Origin of the sequence: Bilifractor porci (assembly GCF_009696005.1) — a bacterium.
In the GTDB taxonomy this organism is placed as follows: domain Bacteria; phylum Bacillota; class Clostridia; order Lachnospirales; family Lachnospiraceae; genus Bilifractor; species Bilifractor porci.
The window spans coordinates 1-13394 of record NZ_VUMV01000003.1; the positions used below are offsets into that span (position 1 = coordinate 1).

11 protein-coding genes are annotated in these 13394 nt (G+C 52.9%); 4 read left to right on the forward strand and 7 right to left on the reverse strand.

Annotation, left to right across the window (positions count from 1 at the left end):
• The 3 genes from FYJ60_RS12455 to FYJ60_RS05120 form a co-directional block, all read left to right on the forward strand.
• Positions 1-208: hypothetical protein (locus FYJ60_RS12455; RefSeq protein ID WP_205838973.1), on the forward strand; the 208-nt coding region annotated here is incomplete at its 5' end.
• 91 nt (positions 209-299) lie between these two features.
• Positions 300-1337 (forward strand): SPFH domain-containing protein, encoded by a 1038-nt coding sequence (locus FYJ60_RS05115; protein WP_154457597.1) that lies wholly within the window; start codon positions 300-302, stop codon positions 1335-1337.
• A 12-nt stretch (positions 1338-1349) separates the two neighbouring features.
• A complete protein-coding gene (locus FYJ60_RS05120; RefSeq protein ID WP_154457598.1) occupies positions 1350-2042 on the forward strand; it encodes a hypothetical protein in 693 nt (230 codons plus the stop codon).
• A 192-nt stretch (positions 2043-2234) separates the two neighbouring features.
• Here the strand turns inward: FYJ60_RS05120 and FYJ60_RS05125 are convergent, their stop codons facing one another.
• The 4 genes from FYJ60_RS05125 to FYJ60_RS05140 form a co-directional block, all read right to left on the reverse strand.
• A complete protein-coding gene (locus FYJ60_RS05125) occupies positions 2235-3596 on the reverse strand; it encodes an aspartate aminotransferase family protein (protein WP_154457599.1) in 1362 nt (453 codons plus the stop codon).
• A 124-nt stretch (positions 3597-3720) separates the two neighbouring features.
• Positions 3721-6444 carry a bifunctional amino acid transporter/iron-containing alcohol dehydrogenase gene (locus tag FYJ60_RS05130; RefSeq protein ID WP_154457600.1) on the reverse strand — a complete coding sequence of 908 codons (2724 nt, stop codon included), beginning with the start codon at positions 6442-6444 and terminating at the stop codon, positions 3721-3723.
• 206 nt (positions 6445-6650) lie between these two features.
• Positions 6651-7241 (reverse strand): cytidylate kinase-like family protein, encoded by a 591-nt coding sequence (locus FYJ60_RS05135; RefSeq protein WP_154457601.1) that lies wholly within the window; start codon positions 7239-7241, stop codon positions 6651-6653.
• A gap of 38 nt (positions 7242-7279) precedes the next feature.
• Positions 7280-8497: an aspartate aminotransferase family protein gene (locus FYJ60_RS05140; RefSeq protein WP_154457602.1), complete on the reverse strand. Its 1218-nt coding sequence runs from the start codon at positions 8495-8497 to the stop codon at positions 7280-7282.
• A 350-nt stretch (positions 8498-8847) separates the two neighbouring features.
• Here FYJ60_RS05140 and FYJ60_RS05145 point away from each other — a divergent pair, with 350 nt between their 5' ends.
• A complete protein-coding gene (locus FYJ60_RS05145) occupies positions 8848-10023 on the forward strand; it encodes a PucR family transcriptional regulator (RefSeq protein ID WP_154457603.1) in 1176 nt (391 codons plus the stop codon).
• Positions 10024-10047: 24 nt separating this feature from the next.
• On the opposite strand, the gene hcp is transcribed toward FYJ60_RS05145, so the two are convergent.
• The 3 genes from hcp to FYJ60_RS05160 all read right to left on the reverse strand — a co-directional run bounded on the left by hcp (position 10048) and on the right by FYJ60_RS05160 (position 13382).
• Positions 10048-11907 carry a hydroxylamine reductase gene (gene hcp / locus FYJ60_RS05150; protein WP_154457604.1) on the reverse strand — a complete coding sequence of 620 codons (1860 nt, stop codon included), beginning with the start codon at positions 11905-11907 and terminating at the stop codon, positions 10048-10050.
• Between the two features lie 167 nt (positions 11908-12074).
• Complete coding sequence (gene udp / locus FYJ60_RS05155; RefSeq protein ID WP_154457605.1) at positions 12075-12872, reverse strand: uridine phosphorylase; 798 nt, start codon at positions 12870-12872, stop codon at positions 12075-12077.
• Positions 12873-12893: 21 nt separating this feature from the next.
• Complete coding sequence (locus tag FYJ60_RS05160) at positions 12894-13382, reverse strand: deoxycytidylate deaminase (protein WP_154457606.1); 489 nt, start codon at positions 13380-13382, stop codon at positions 12894-12896.
• Positions 13383-13394 lie beyond the last annotated feature (12 nt).

The window sequence follows — 13394 nt, forward strand, 5'->3', positions numbered from 1 at the left end:
TCGACAAAAATTGGCAGTCATCAACCGTCATCAACATTATCTTTTTTACATGTCTCCAAGGATTATTCCTTTACATAGTTTTAAATCCAAATTTAAGTTTTCAGAAGCTTTCCGCATTTCTGACACTTCACAAAAAAAGTCAGAAATGATACACTTTATCTATCAGTCCGGTTTCGGAGATAAGATTAACAGGCCATTTGCGGACTGACAGATACCAGCTATTACCATTCGTAAGGTCGCAGGCATGGCGTTTTGTTTCGTCAGGAGAAAACGGCGCCGCCTGGATGAAAGGAGTATTTATGGTAATTTTCTTTCTCGTTGTCCTGATTTTTATTGCTCTGTGCATCGTGTTTTCCTGTGTGCGGGTTGTTCCGCAGGCAAATGCGTATATTGTGGAGCGGCTGGGAAAATACACGGCCACCTGGGGTGCCGGACTTCATCTGAAAGCCCCTTTTATTGAGAGAGTGGCAAAACGTGTATCCCTGAAGGAACAGGTACTGGATTTTCCGCCTCAGCCTGTAATCACCAAGGATAATGTCACGATGATGATTGACTCTGTTGTGTTCTGCTACGTCTTTGATCCGAAGCTTTTTACCTACGGCGTGGAAAACCCGATTGCCGGACTGCAGAATCTTTCCGCGACTACCCTGCGTAATATTATCGGGGAGATGGAGCTGGATCAGACGCTTACCTCCCGCGACAGCATTAACCGGAAGATGCAGGCCATTCTGGACGAGGCGACAGATCCCTGGGGAATCAAGGTAACACGTGTAGAAATTAAAAACATTCAGCCGCCGAAGGAAATTGAAGAAGTTATGACGAAGCAGATGCGTGCCGAGCGTGAGCGCCGTCAGACGGTTCTGGAAGCACAGGCCCATCAGGAGGCGGTTGTCAGCCGTGCAGAGGGTGATAAAAAAGCCAAGATACTCAGTGCCGAAGCCGAGAGAGACGCGCAGATCGCGCTGGCGGAAGGCCGCGCAAAATCAATTCTTCTGGTCTACCAGGCAGAGGCAGACGGACTGAAGGCACTGAAGGATGCGCAGGCGGATGATTCTGTCCTGAAACTGAAGGGGCTGGAGGCTCTGAAGGAGGTTTCCGACGGCCGTGCAACAAAGATTTTCATGCCCTCTGACCTCTCCGGTATTATCTCTACCCTGGGCGTGGCTTCGGAAGCTCTGGGAATCGGAGATTCCACACCTGTAGACCATAACCCAAAACCCAGAACCCTTCCGGCTGCGGATCCCTGCATTACCCCGGAAACCAGCCGCGGAGGCAGGGAGGCTGCCGCAAGCAACGCGATGATGCAGGCGAATCTCACGGATCAGGCCAAGGAATAGGAGCTGCTGAAGTTGAAGAAACTATCTGCTATATCCGACCCAGTTCTGCACGCGGAAGAAAAATATCGGGAGAGCTTTTTCACCGCTGAGACGGTTTTCCCCTGGCAGCCATATGCCTCCTACTGTACAACCGGACAGTTTGCCAGACTGGAAAAGGGCTTTGTCCGGCACTGCGGACCCACGGCTGTTACAAACCTGGTGCTGATGCTCCGTGCCAGATTTCCTGAAGCTGCGGAGACCGCCTCCCCGGAGGAAATATTCTTGCGGTCAGCCGCCATCGGAAAAAGGCTTTTGATCTACCACAACATGGATCTTTTTCATTTGTACGGCGGAACCAACAATCTGCTGGCCGGAATCTATATAGAGAAATGTCTGCAGTCCTTTGGTTTTCCCTGCCGGATCCTGAATTATTTCGGCAGTCGGCCAATAGCGCATGACGGCAGGCTGAGGCTGATCCGGAGAATTCCGGCAAACCCGGCCACCATGGAGCAGGAGCTGCGGAAGGGAAGGATTCTCTACCTGATGCTGCACCATCACCGCTGCTATGGAAGCCACCATGTCATATGCAGCGGATTCCGGATTCTGAAATCCGCTTCTTCGGGAAGGGAGGAGCGTTATTTCCTGATCGCTGACGGGTGGAGCAGGGCTCCCCGGTATCTGGCGGCTTCCGAACTGGGATTCTGCAGCTACTACTCTGTTTTCTGAAGAGGTTATCCTGTCTGTACAGAGTCCGTATGTAGATAAAGTGGATAAATCCGCCCAATCGGACTGCCCGGACGAGGAGCCCGACAAGAAAAAAGATATCGGTCAAAAGCAGGAATCGAGAGGTAAGAATTGAGAGAGCAAAACCCGCACCGGTAAGAATACGGTGCGGGTTTTTGAGACTGAAACGGTGTTTTACTGCATTGCCTCTTTAATGGCCGCCTCCAGGATATCCAGTCCTTTTTCCATCTGCGCGTCGGTGATGCACAGCGGCGCCAGGAAACGAATGACATTGCTGTAGGTTCCGGCATTTTCCATCAGCAGGCCTTTCTGAAGGGCAATCTGGATAATCCTTGCCGTGAGTTCTGTGGCCGGCTCCTTCGTCTGCGGATCCTTCACAAACTCAATACCGATCATGGCACCCATGCCGCGGATATCGCCGATGACGGGACATGTCTTCTGCAGCTGTTCCATGCGGCTGCGCAGCATTCCGCCGATATGGTTTGCCTTTGCCGGATAATCCTCTTTTTTGAAAATCTCCATGGTTTTCAACGCAGAGGCGCAGGCAAGCGGATTTCCGCAGTACGTGCCGCCGATGGTTCCTGCCGGAGCCGCATCCATAATTTCCGCCGAGGCTACAATCGCGCTGATCGGGACACCGGCTCCCAGTGACTTGGCAGTCGTCATGATGTCCGGCGCGCATCCGGCTTCTTTCCAATATTCGGAGGCATAATATTTTCCGCTTCTGCAGTTTCCGCACTGAACTTCATCCGCGATCAGCAGAATACCGTTCTCATCACAGATTTTACGCACTGCCTTTACCCAGGCCATCGGTGCGGGGATAAAACCGCCTTCGCCCTGAATCGGCTCCACGATCATGGCGGCTACTTCCTTCGCCGGCGCACCCTCGTCAAACACCCGGTTCAGCTCGTCCAGATAGTACCGGACAGCCTCTTCCTCCGTATAGCCCTTCGGCGCGCGGTACAGATAGGGATAAGGCGCACGGTAAATTCCCGCCGGGAATGGTCCCATGCCCTGTGCGTAGGCTTTTTTTGCCGTAAGCGCCATGGTCAGGTTGGTTCTTCCGTGGAATGCCCCGGTGAAGCAGATAATGCTCTGCCTCCCGGTATATGCCTTTGCAATTTTAATGGCATTCTCATCGCACTCCGCCCCGGAATTCGCGAAATAAGCTTTTTTCTTGTCTCCCTTTACCGGAGCCAGCTCCGCCAGCTTCTCCGCCAGCTCGACATATCCTTCGTGAACAATGACATTGAAGATGGTATGAAAATATTTCTCTGACTGCTCCTTCACAGCCTCTACAACCTCCGGCCTGGAATAGCCGATATTCAGAACACCGACTCCCCCGACCCAGTCCAGAATCTTATTTCCGTCCAGATCCTCAATCATAGCGCCTTCGCCGCGCTTGATGCAGACCGGATAGGTCTTTCCGCAGAGCGCCTTCGGGATCGCCGCGTCCCTTCTGGCAAGGAGTGCCGAGGATTTCGGCCCTGGTATTTTTTCGGTAACAACCTCTGGTAATTCTTCTGCAAGTGACATTTTCTTCTGACTCCTTTGCAAATGATATATTCTGCCTTGAAGTATACTTTGCTTTTTTTTGCTCTACAATACTTGCACTTTAGCACAGTGTACTGTTAAACAGGCAGTTTCTGCTTCCCGCATTTTACAGAGAAACAGCCCTTGGGATTTCCAGATCCTCCCCCCGAAGCGCCAGCCGATAGAGCTCCGCTATCTCATCTCTGGAAAGAGCCGCCGGATTATTTTTCAGGTTTGCAGCAGATACCCGGATACAGTTATCGGCCAGCCAGTCGGTATCCTTCTCCTCAATGCCCAGATCCGCAAGCGTGACATCCAGTCCGATAGCTTTCAGCAGTGTGCGTACTTTCCACGCGCAGTCCTCTGCCGTATAGCCTCCCAGAATTCTGGCCAGGCGTCCGTATTTATAACGGCTTTCTCTGCAGTTAACCTCCAGGGTGACAGGCGTAATCGCCGCCAGTCCCAGCCCGTGTGTTACATTCTTCAGGCCGCTGACCGGATGTTCCATGGCATGGGCAAGGGTCACCCCGGCCGTACCGATCACCATCCCTCCGATTGTGCTGGCAATCGAGAGTTTCTCCCATGCCTCATCGCTCTCCCTGCCGTTGACCAGATCCGGAAGGTTATCCGCAATCAGAGGAATAGCATACAGACACAGGGCGTCCGTAAACGGGGTAGCGTTGTGAGCCGTGTAAGCCTCCATGCAGTGGCAGAGCGCGTCGAATCCGACGGCCGCCAGCGTCCGCTTCGGCATGGTCTTCATGCAGTCCGGATCCACCAGGGATGCCTTTGCCACAATGGCAGGACAGCGCAGTGATTTCTTGTCTCCGTTATCCGGGTTGGTAAAGACAGCAAATCCGTTTCCCTCCGAGCCTGTTCCGCAGGTTGTCGGGATAAGAACCAGCGGAAGCGCGCTGTCGCTGCTCTTCTTGCCGTAAATGTAGTCTCTGATATCCCCTTCGTTGACTGCGGCAAAGGCAATTCCTTTCGCGGCATCCATAATGCTGCCGCCGCCGACGGCGACAACCACATCACAGCCCTGTTTTCTTGCCAGCCCGGCTCCTTCCATCGCCGTGGTGGTCAGCGGATTGGGCTCTGCCTTATCAAAGAGAACTGTTTCCATTCCGGCTCTCAGAAGGCTGTTGTTGACCTTGTCATAAAGCCCGGATTTTTTTGCGCTGGAGCGTCCGGTCACGATCAGGGCTTTTCTGCCGTATTGGCAGGCAAGATTTCCGGCCTCCGCAATCTTCCCTCTTCCGAACACAATATGCACCGGAAGGTAGTAGTTGAAGGACAGTTCCGGACGGATCTCCTCTGCCTTCCTCTCAAACGAAAGCGCAACCAGGGGCTTTTCTCCGGAAACAGCGGCGGCAGCTTCTCCGCCTTCTTCCTGCGCGGCTTTCTGCGCCGAGCCGTCCAGCTCCGCGTTCCAGATTTCCTTCAGTGTTCCGAACTTTTCTTTGTAACGGTATTTGCAGACAGCGTAGAATACGACGCCGATGCCCGCCCATCCGAGGATCAGGGACCACTCCACAGGAGCCAGTGTAGCGCCGGAACCCGGAATCATATACATCACACACATCATGCCGGACATGGCAATGGCCATAAACCCAACAAATTTATAATATTTTACTTTGTAGGGCCGTTTCATCTCCGGTTCCTTTTTCCGGAGAATCACAAAAGAAATGGCGACCATGCAGTAAGCCAGACAGCAGGCAAAATTTCCGGCATCCACAACCCAGACCAGCATTTTCCGTCCGAGGAAGGGAGCCAGCATACTCAGTACGCCGATCAGCAGAAGAGCCGCAATGGGGGACTTGTATTTTTTGCTCAGAGTACCGAACACCGGCGGGAGCATGTAGGACTTTGCCATGGAATACATAGCCCGGCTTCCGCCGATCAGGAAGGAGTTCCAGCTGGTGATGATTCCGCAGAGTCCTCCGACAATCAGCACCTTGGCCATGACAGAGCTGTGAAAGGCCAGAGCCATGGCATCTGCCGTGACCAGGCCGTTTCCGCTGTTGGAGGCGGCAATGGTCTGCGCGTTCATCACGTAACCTACGGCGAAAATAACCAGTACATAAAAGCCGACCGCCAGAACAATAGACAGAAGCAGCATCTTTGCTATTTTTTTCAGGGGAACATTGATTTCCTCCGCCGCCTGCGGAATTACATCAAACCCGATAAAGAAGAAGGGGCTCATCATGGCGACCTTGATAATGTTGCTGAATGCCTCGCCGCCGGAATTTCCGACAAATTCCTGTCCGGCAAGGTTAGCCGGGCTTCCGCTGAACAAAGATGCCACAATCAGCAGTATTCCGGCTCCCCCAATAATAACGGTAAGTACCGTCTGCAGGACAGCGGCTGTCTTCGCGCCAAGCAGATTGATCAGTGTGATAACCGCCGCGGTGATAATTGCGACGCACAGCCAGGAGGCATAGACATCAAAACCGGCCACGGTGTACAGATATCCTTTCAGGAAGGGCGGATATAAATAGGTAATAATGGTCGGCATGGCGCATGCCTCGAAGCACACAACGCTGACATACCCCAGAATAATTGCCCAGGTGCAGACAAAAGAGCCTGTCGGCCCCATCGCCCGGTAGCTGAACACATGCTCGCCGCCGCACTCCGGCATGGCCGGCGTCAGTTCCGCGTAGGTAAGCCCGATAAAAAAGATCATGATTCCGCCGATGACAAATCCGAGCATTGCCCCGAATACGCCTCCTGACTGAATCCAGTCCCCGGAGGAGACCACCCATCCCCAGCCGATCATGGCTCCAAAGGCAATTACCAAGATGTCCCAGGCACTGAACACCTTGTTAAATTCCGATTCCTGTTTACTTCCCATACTCTCTGTCTCCCTTCTTTGCAAAGCCACCGGCCGCTGCCCGTCCGCCGGGAAGAAAAAGGATGCCGAAAAAGGAGTTCTGTCCTCTTGCGGCATCCTTGCCCTGACTGTTTTTTTATAGAATGATACGGATGTCAAAAGTATCTTCTGCCGCCTGCCTGCAGGCATGCCTGGCGCCGGACTTTTGACACTGTACTCATAGAATGTTACTTCTCGTGCAGCATTTCGATCAGCATCAGAATATATTTAGCGGTTCCCTCCCAGCCCAGCATACTGCTGTCAATCAGCAGATCTCTTCCATGCCGGTCTCCGCGGTAGGTTCCGGTAATATATTTATGCCGCTCATGCAGCTGGATATCGTTGCTGTCAATCATATCCAGTGCTTTCCCCCGATCCACGCCCAGCTGCTCCATGACAGAGCGGACACGAGTTTCCTTTGGCGCGTAGATAAAAAGATTCAGCACATCTTTGCGATCCTGAAGAATATAATTGGCGCTTCTTCCTATGATGACACAGGGACGCTCCGCCATCTTCTCGATCGCCTGCTGCTGCAGGTAAATGACCTTGTTGGTGAGATTTGCGTACCGCGGTCCCAGCGTGGTCTCAAATTCATACTGCACCCGCTTCTCCGTGTCCGCCTTCTCCACCAGTTCTTTGTCCACACCGAGCTGATGTGCGATTTTATCCACCAGATCACGGTCGTAATATTCGATCCCCAGCGTTTCCGAGAGCATCTTGCCAATCTGGGGGCCTCCGGCTCCAAACTCGCATCCGATGGTAATTACCTTTTTATCCATCGTCTCCTCCTTTCTTCCTGAAAGCTGTACCTTCTCTTTCAGGCAGAAAGCGTTTCAATGGATTTGCGGATAATATCGACTGCCTCATCACACTGTTCCTTTGTGACAATAAGCGGAGGAACCATCCGGATGACGCTGCTTCCGATCGCCGTGATAAGCAGATGGTTGTGGAAGCACTCATGCTTTACATCCACGGAATTCAGGGTTCCGTCAAATTCCACGCCTACAAAGAGTCCCTGCCCTCTGGCCTCCTTTACATGAGGAAGTGTTCCGAGTTTTTCAATAAAGTATGCGCCGACCTCTCTGGCATTTCCCGCAAGATCCTTATCCAGAATTTCATTGACCTCGGCAAGCGCGGCCGCACAGCAGACCGGATGTCCGCCGAAGGTTGTTCCGTGGGAGCCCGGTGTAAACGCCGCCGCCACTTCTTCCGTCGCGCAGATGGCGCCGATCGGCATTCCGCCTCCCAGAGCCTTTGCCATAGAGACGATATCCGGTTTAATTCCGTAGTTCATATAGGACATAATCGCGCCGGTGCGCCCCCATCCGGACTGAACTTCATCCAGAAGCAGAAGAATGTTCTTTTCATCGCAGAATTTACGGAGTCCTGTCAGGAATTCCTTTGTGGCCGGATGGACGCCGCCCTCGCCCTGTACCGGCTCTACCATAATGGCAATGGTGTTCTCCGTGCACTTGGACTTGAAATCCTCCAGGTCATTAAATTTCGCGTAGGAAAATCCCTCGGTCATCGGCCCGAAACCAATCTGGCAGGCATTGTCCGGCTGTCCTGTGGCGGACATGGCGCCGAAGGTTCTGCCATGGAAGCTGTCCTCAGCGGTAACAATATGGTATTTCTCCGGACCGTATTTTTCTACCCCGTATTTTCTGGCCATCTTAATCATGGCCTCGTTCGCCTCTGTTCCGGAGTTCTGATAGAAGATCTTGTCCATGCCGATGGTGGTGCAGATTTTCTCCGCGAGAAGAGCCTGCGGAATGGTGTACGGATAGTTGAAGGTCTGCATCAGGTCCGCCGCCTGATCCTGCACAGCCTTTACCACTCGCGGATTGCAGTTTCCCGCCGCATTGACTGCAATGCCTGCGTAGAAGTCAAGATACGGTGTTCCCTTTTCATCGTACATATACATTCCGCGCCCGGTCTCCGCAAGAAAATCGAACCTCTCATAAGTCTCGATCATATATTTTTTAACTTTATCCTTAATATCCTGCGCTGTAAGTCCCGTATCCTTTAATCTCATGGTTTAAGCCCTCCATCTTTCTGCTCCGGATTCTGCCGGTCTGTTTCTTCCCTTCCGGGTACAGCCGGACATCGTTCTCTGCCGGAGAAATTAAAACGACAAAAGGCAATGATGCGGGATATTCCCTCAGCACCATTGCCTTATGCTTTATATTTTATCCATCCGCTCCGGGGATTCCATGGGACGAAACACAATTTTTTTTGTGTTTGAACACAAAATCCGCATGACAAAACCCAAAAAAACATCTATGATGATGCCTGGGAGTTTCAAAGAAACAGAGCATCCGTGGCATCCTTTGATGTCAAAAGTTCACAAATCACAGGACAGGATTAGATTAGGGAGGAAAACCGATGGCGGTTGAGATGGAAAAACTGATTCAGAAATATCCCGGCAGTGACCTGAAGCTTCTGGCAGGAGAAAAGGGAATTCACGCTCAGGTGACCTGGGTCCATGTGTCGGAACTTCCCAATCCCGGCTCTTTCCTGAAGGGAGGGGAGCTGGTGATCATGACCTGCGTATGCATTGATAAGAAAAATCCGGAGGAGTGGCTGACCAGCCAGCTGGCGTCAATCCGGCAGGCAAAGGCGTCCGGAGTCATTCTGAACGTGGGCGAATATCTTCCGGAAATACCGGGGATCTGCATCGATTTCTGCGAGAAATATGATTTCCCGTTGTTTTCCCTCGGCTGGAGCACGGATCTGCAGGAAGTCACACGGCCGCTCTGCTCCTACATTATCCAGGAAAATGAAAGAGAGCACACCATCAGCAACGCATTTAAGAACGCGATCTTCTTCCCTAACCGCCAGGATCTGTATGTGGTTCCTCTCTCAGACTATCATTTTGAACCAGGCGACCGCTACGCGGTCTGCACCCTGAGCATCGGAAATCCCTCCTCCGAGCCTTATCAGGAGGCCGGAGAGCTGGTTCAGGAGATCCGGGCAAGGCTGAAATACCGCCAGAAAAAGGCATCTGTCTTTACTGCGGATAAGGAAATTGTCGTCGTTTTATGTTCCGATTCCTCAGACGAGGTGCACCGCACTGCCGAAGACCTTTTCTCGCACCTGCGGCAGAGCCTTTCCGGCGGAGAAAACCTTTTTGCAGGCGTGGGAAAGCTTACCAAAAGCGTCCGCTGTATCTATAAAAGTTATCGCCATGCTTCCTCCATCCGGACTCTGCAGGAAAGGCGCTCGGTCGCGCTTACCGACTGCTTCTACGATAATCTCGGAATCTACGGTCTGCTTCTGGGAATTGAAGATGAGGACATTAAAAAAGATTATGTCTCCCGGATTCTGGGTCCCCTTCTTGACTACGACAGGAAAAAAGGCAGCGACCTGACCGGGGCGGTCCGTCTCTACCTGAAAAACGGAGGCAGCATACAGGATACCGCCTCCGAACTCTTTATTCATAAAAACACGGTTACTTACCGGATAAACCTGGCGTCTCAGATTCTGAACATAGACCTGTCCACCCTAAACGGAAAAATGCAGGTGCAGCTTGCGCTGCTGATCCATGATATGGACGCCTGAGAACGCAGGAGGAAGATCTTCCCCTTATTCCGCCTGTCCCCGCAGCTGCTCGTTCAGGATATCCAGCATATCCTGAGTATCCAGGCCGTGAGTCATGCAGGCTTCGTCCAGCGTTTCCATCTGTGAGACGCCGCAGCCGATGCAGTGCAGGCCGCAGCTGGTCATTACCGGCACAAGAGAGGGATACTGCTGCACAATATCTCCGACGATCATGTCGCCGCGGATAAGCTCATTACTCGTTCCCATAAAAGTCTCCATATCCTCCTGAACAGTCCCGATTCCGGCAATGCCGAAATACTTGATCAGCACATTTGCCACATTCGGGGACAGAAAAGCGGGAAGCGTCGGTCCCAGATGGATGTGCTTGATATCAAGGTAAAGCAGCGAGAGCAGAACAATAACGGCTTTCTGCTCGTACCACGCGATATTGTAGACAATCGGCAGCTGGTTCAGGTTGTCAAAACCAAATGCCTCCTTCAGCTTCAGGGCAATCTGCACAAGGGAATACGAATCATTGCACTGCCCCGCGTCAATGACCCGCGGAATCCCGTTGATATCTCCCAGACCCAGCTTGTTGTACCGGTATTTGGCACAGCCGGCGGTAAGGATTACGGTATCATCCGGAAGCGCCTTCGCGAAGTCCGTATAGTACTTTCTTGCCTTGGAGCGGCCGTCACAGCCGGCCATTACGACAAATTTTTTGATTGCCCCGCTCTTAACAGCATCCACAATCTTATCCGCCAGCGCCTCCAGCTGATTATGGGCAAAGCCCACGACCAGTTTCCCGTTTTCCAGCTCTTCCGGCGGCTGGCAGGTCTTTGCCATTTCGATCAGCGCGGAAAAATCCTTATCCCCGTTCTTATCCTCTTCAATATGCACGCAGCCCGGATACCCCGCGGCTCCCGTGGTGAAAAGGCGATTTTTGTAGCTGTCCTTCGGCGGAACAATACAGTTGGTGGTCATCAGGACAGGGCCGTGGAAGCTCTCAAATTCTGTCTTCTGCTGCCACCACGCGTTCCCGTAATTTCCGGCAAAGTTCTCATACTTTTTGAATGCCGGATAAGCCTGCGCCGGAAGCATCTCTCCATGTGTATACACATCCACGCCGGTTCCCTGCGTCTGGTCCAGAAGCATTTCCAGATCATGCAGGTCATGGCCGGAGATCAAGATTCCGGGATTTTTCCGCACCCCTGTGGAAACTTCCGTGATCTCAGGATTTCCGTAGGATTCCCGGTTTGCGCTGTCCAGAAGCGACATGCCCCTGACCCCGTAGCGTCCGGTCTCCATGACCAGAGCCAGAAGATTGCCTCCTGTCATATGGTCATCCAGTGTCTGCGCCAGCGCCCGCTGCATAAACAGATCCACATCCGTGTCTTCTTTTCCCAGCTGGTTCGCGTGATAATTATAGGCCGCCAGTCCCTTTACACCGTAGGTGATCAGTTCGCGGAAGCTGCGGATATCCTCGTCCTTCGAGGAAAGAACGCCTACGTCCGGACCGGATGCCTTCTCTTCATAAAGGCTTTCGCCCCCGCTCCAGCGCGCAGCCGCCGGAAGCTCATCCTTCTTTTCCACCTGGGCAAGCAGTCCGTCCTTTACCTCCAGCGTGCGGCTGATCTGGCGGACAATCACTTCCCTGTCAAAATTGGCATTCGTGATCGTCGTAAACAGGTTTTCTGTTACCAGCCTGTTTACCGATTTGTCTACCGTCTTATTCTCCCTGCGAAGCTGTGTCGTCACCGCGGAAAGTCCCTTGGTAACATAAACCAGCAGATCCTGCATGGCCGCAAGCTCCGGTGTCTTTCCGCAGACGCCGCTGACTGTGCAGCCGGTTCCGCCTGCCGTCTCCTGACACTGATAGCAAAACATTTTATTTTTATTCTCCATTAAAATAATTCCTCCTGGATAATCTGTATCAATCCCGCGTCCTCTTCTGAGGCAAGTTTTACGAACCCTCCGCGGATCCCTTCTGCTTCAAAAGTATCTGCAGCTATTATTCTGCCCCGCGAAACCGGTCATGTCCGTAACATATGCAACACAGCCTCCGGGCTTCTTCAGCAGTTCCCGCCGTTTTGTCCGACACGGTCCTCCCGGATCAGAATCCGGAGAGCTTCTGCCGCTGTACGAATTGCCCCTGTCGTATCATGCACCTGCGGGTTCGGCAGTCCTGCCTTTTCCCTTTCCTGGCAGGCAATCGTCAGAAGCACCGTTCCCATGCGGACGTGCAGGGCGGATGCCGCAATCATAAGGGCGGCGGACTCCATCTCGCTGCCCAGAGCCCCGCATTTTACCCATGCGTCCCATTTCTGAAGGAGTTCCGCCCCTACGGGCTTTTTCTCCGGTTCATGCTGGCCGAAAAAGGAATCCTTGCACTGCACGACTCCCAGATGATACAGAAATCCGCAGGCATCCGCGGCTTCCTTCAGGGCAGCCGTCACAGAGAAATCCGGGACCGCGGGAAACTCAATCGGCGCATACTCCCGTGAGGTTCCCTCCATACGGATTGCCCCCGTGGCAATAATCAGGTCTCCTCCCCGGACATTTTTCTGCATGCCGCCGCAGGTGCCGACGCGGATAAAGGTATGCGCGCCGCAGCGCACCAATTCCTCCAGGGCAATCGCCGCCGACGGTCCGCCGATTCCCGTAGAGGTCACGCTGACCCTCTCCCCTTCCAGCAGGCCGGTATAGGTAGTAAACTCCCTGTTGGACGCCACCTTTTCCGGCTTCTCCAGATAACCGGCGATTTTTTCACACCTTCCGGGATCTCCCGGAAGGATTACATACTTTCCGGTGATGTCCGGAGAAAGCTGCGTATGATACTGCTTCCCGGAACCTTCCGCGTAATCAATCATGGCAAACCTCCCGGTGCAGCCTTACACCGTAATAACCAGCTTCCGGTTGCTCCTTTTATAATGCCGGAATTCCACGCCGGCTGCCTGAAACATCATTTTGGACGCCATGACAGAGGGCGTTTTGTCGTACTTGTCGTCATCGTAAATGACCGTCCGTATCCCCGCCTGTATGATAGCCTTGGCGCATTCATTGCAGGGAAACAGGGAAACATAGAGCTTAGAGCCCTCCAGGCTGCCTCCGCGGTAGTTCAGAATCGCGTTCAGCTCGCTGTGCGTCACATAGACATATTTGGTTTTCAGCGGATCCGGATTCTCTCTTGCCCAGGGAAAGCTGTCATCCGAACACCCTCTCGGAAAACCGTTATATCCCATCGACAGGATCTTATTATCCGCGCTTACAATGCAGCAGCCGACCTGGGAATTCGGGTCCTTGGACCGCATGCCGGCCAGCTTGGCCACTGCCATAAAGTATTCATCCCAGCTGATATAATCTTCCCTTTTATCTGACAACACGCACCTCCG

Coding starts and splice junctions, on each gene's coding strand:
- udp (WP_154457605.1), bottom strand. CDS start 12,872: ATGATTGATTACGCGGAAGGTTCCGGGAAGCAGTATCATACGCAGCTT.
- FYJ60_RS05130 (WP_154457600.1), bottom strand. CDS start 6,444: ATGGGAAGTAAACAGGAATCGGAATTTAACAAGGTGTTCAGTGCCTGG.
- FYJ60_RS05115 (WP_154457597.1), top strand. CDS start 300: ATGGTAATTTTCTTTCTCGTTGTCCTGATTTTTATTGCTCTGTGCATC.
- FYJ60_RS05145 (WP_154457603.1), top strand. CDS start 8,848: ATGGCGGTTGAGATGGAAAAACTGATTCAGAAATATCCCGGCAGTGAC.
- FYJ60_RS05135 (WP_154457601.1), bottom strand. CDS start 7,241: ATGGATAAAAAGGTAATTACCATCGGATGCGAGTTTGGAGCCGGAGGC.
- hcp (WP_154457604.1), bottom strand. CDS start 11,907: ATGGAGAATAAAAATAAAATGTTTTGCTATCAGTGTCAGGAGACGGCA.
- FYJ60_RS05140 (WP_154457602.1), bottom strand. CDS start 8,497: ATGAGATTAAAGGATACGGGACTTACAGCGCAGGATATTAAGGATAAA.
- FYJ60_RS05125 (WP_154457599.1), bottom strand. CDS start 3,596: ATGTCACTTGCAGAAGAATTACCAGAGGTTGTTACCGAAAAAATACCA.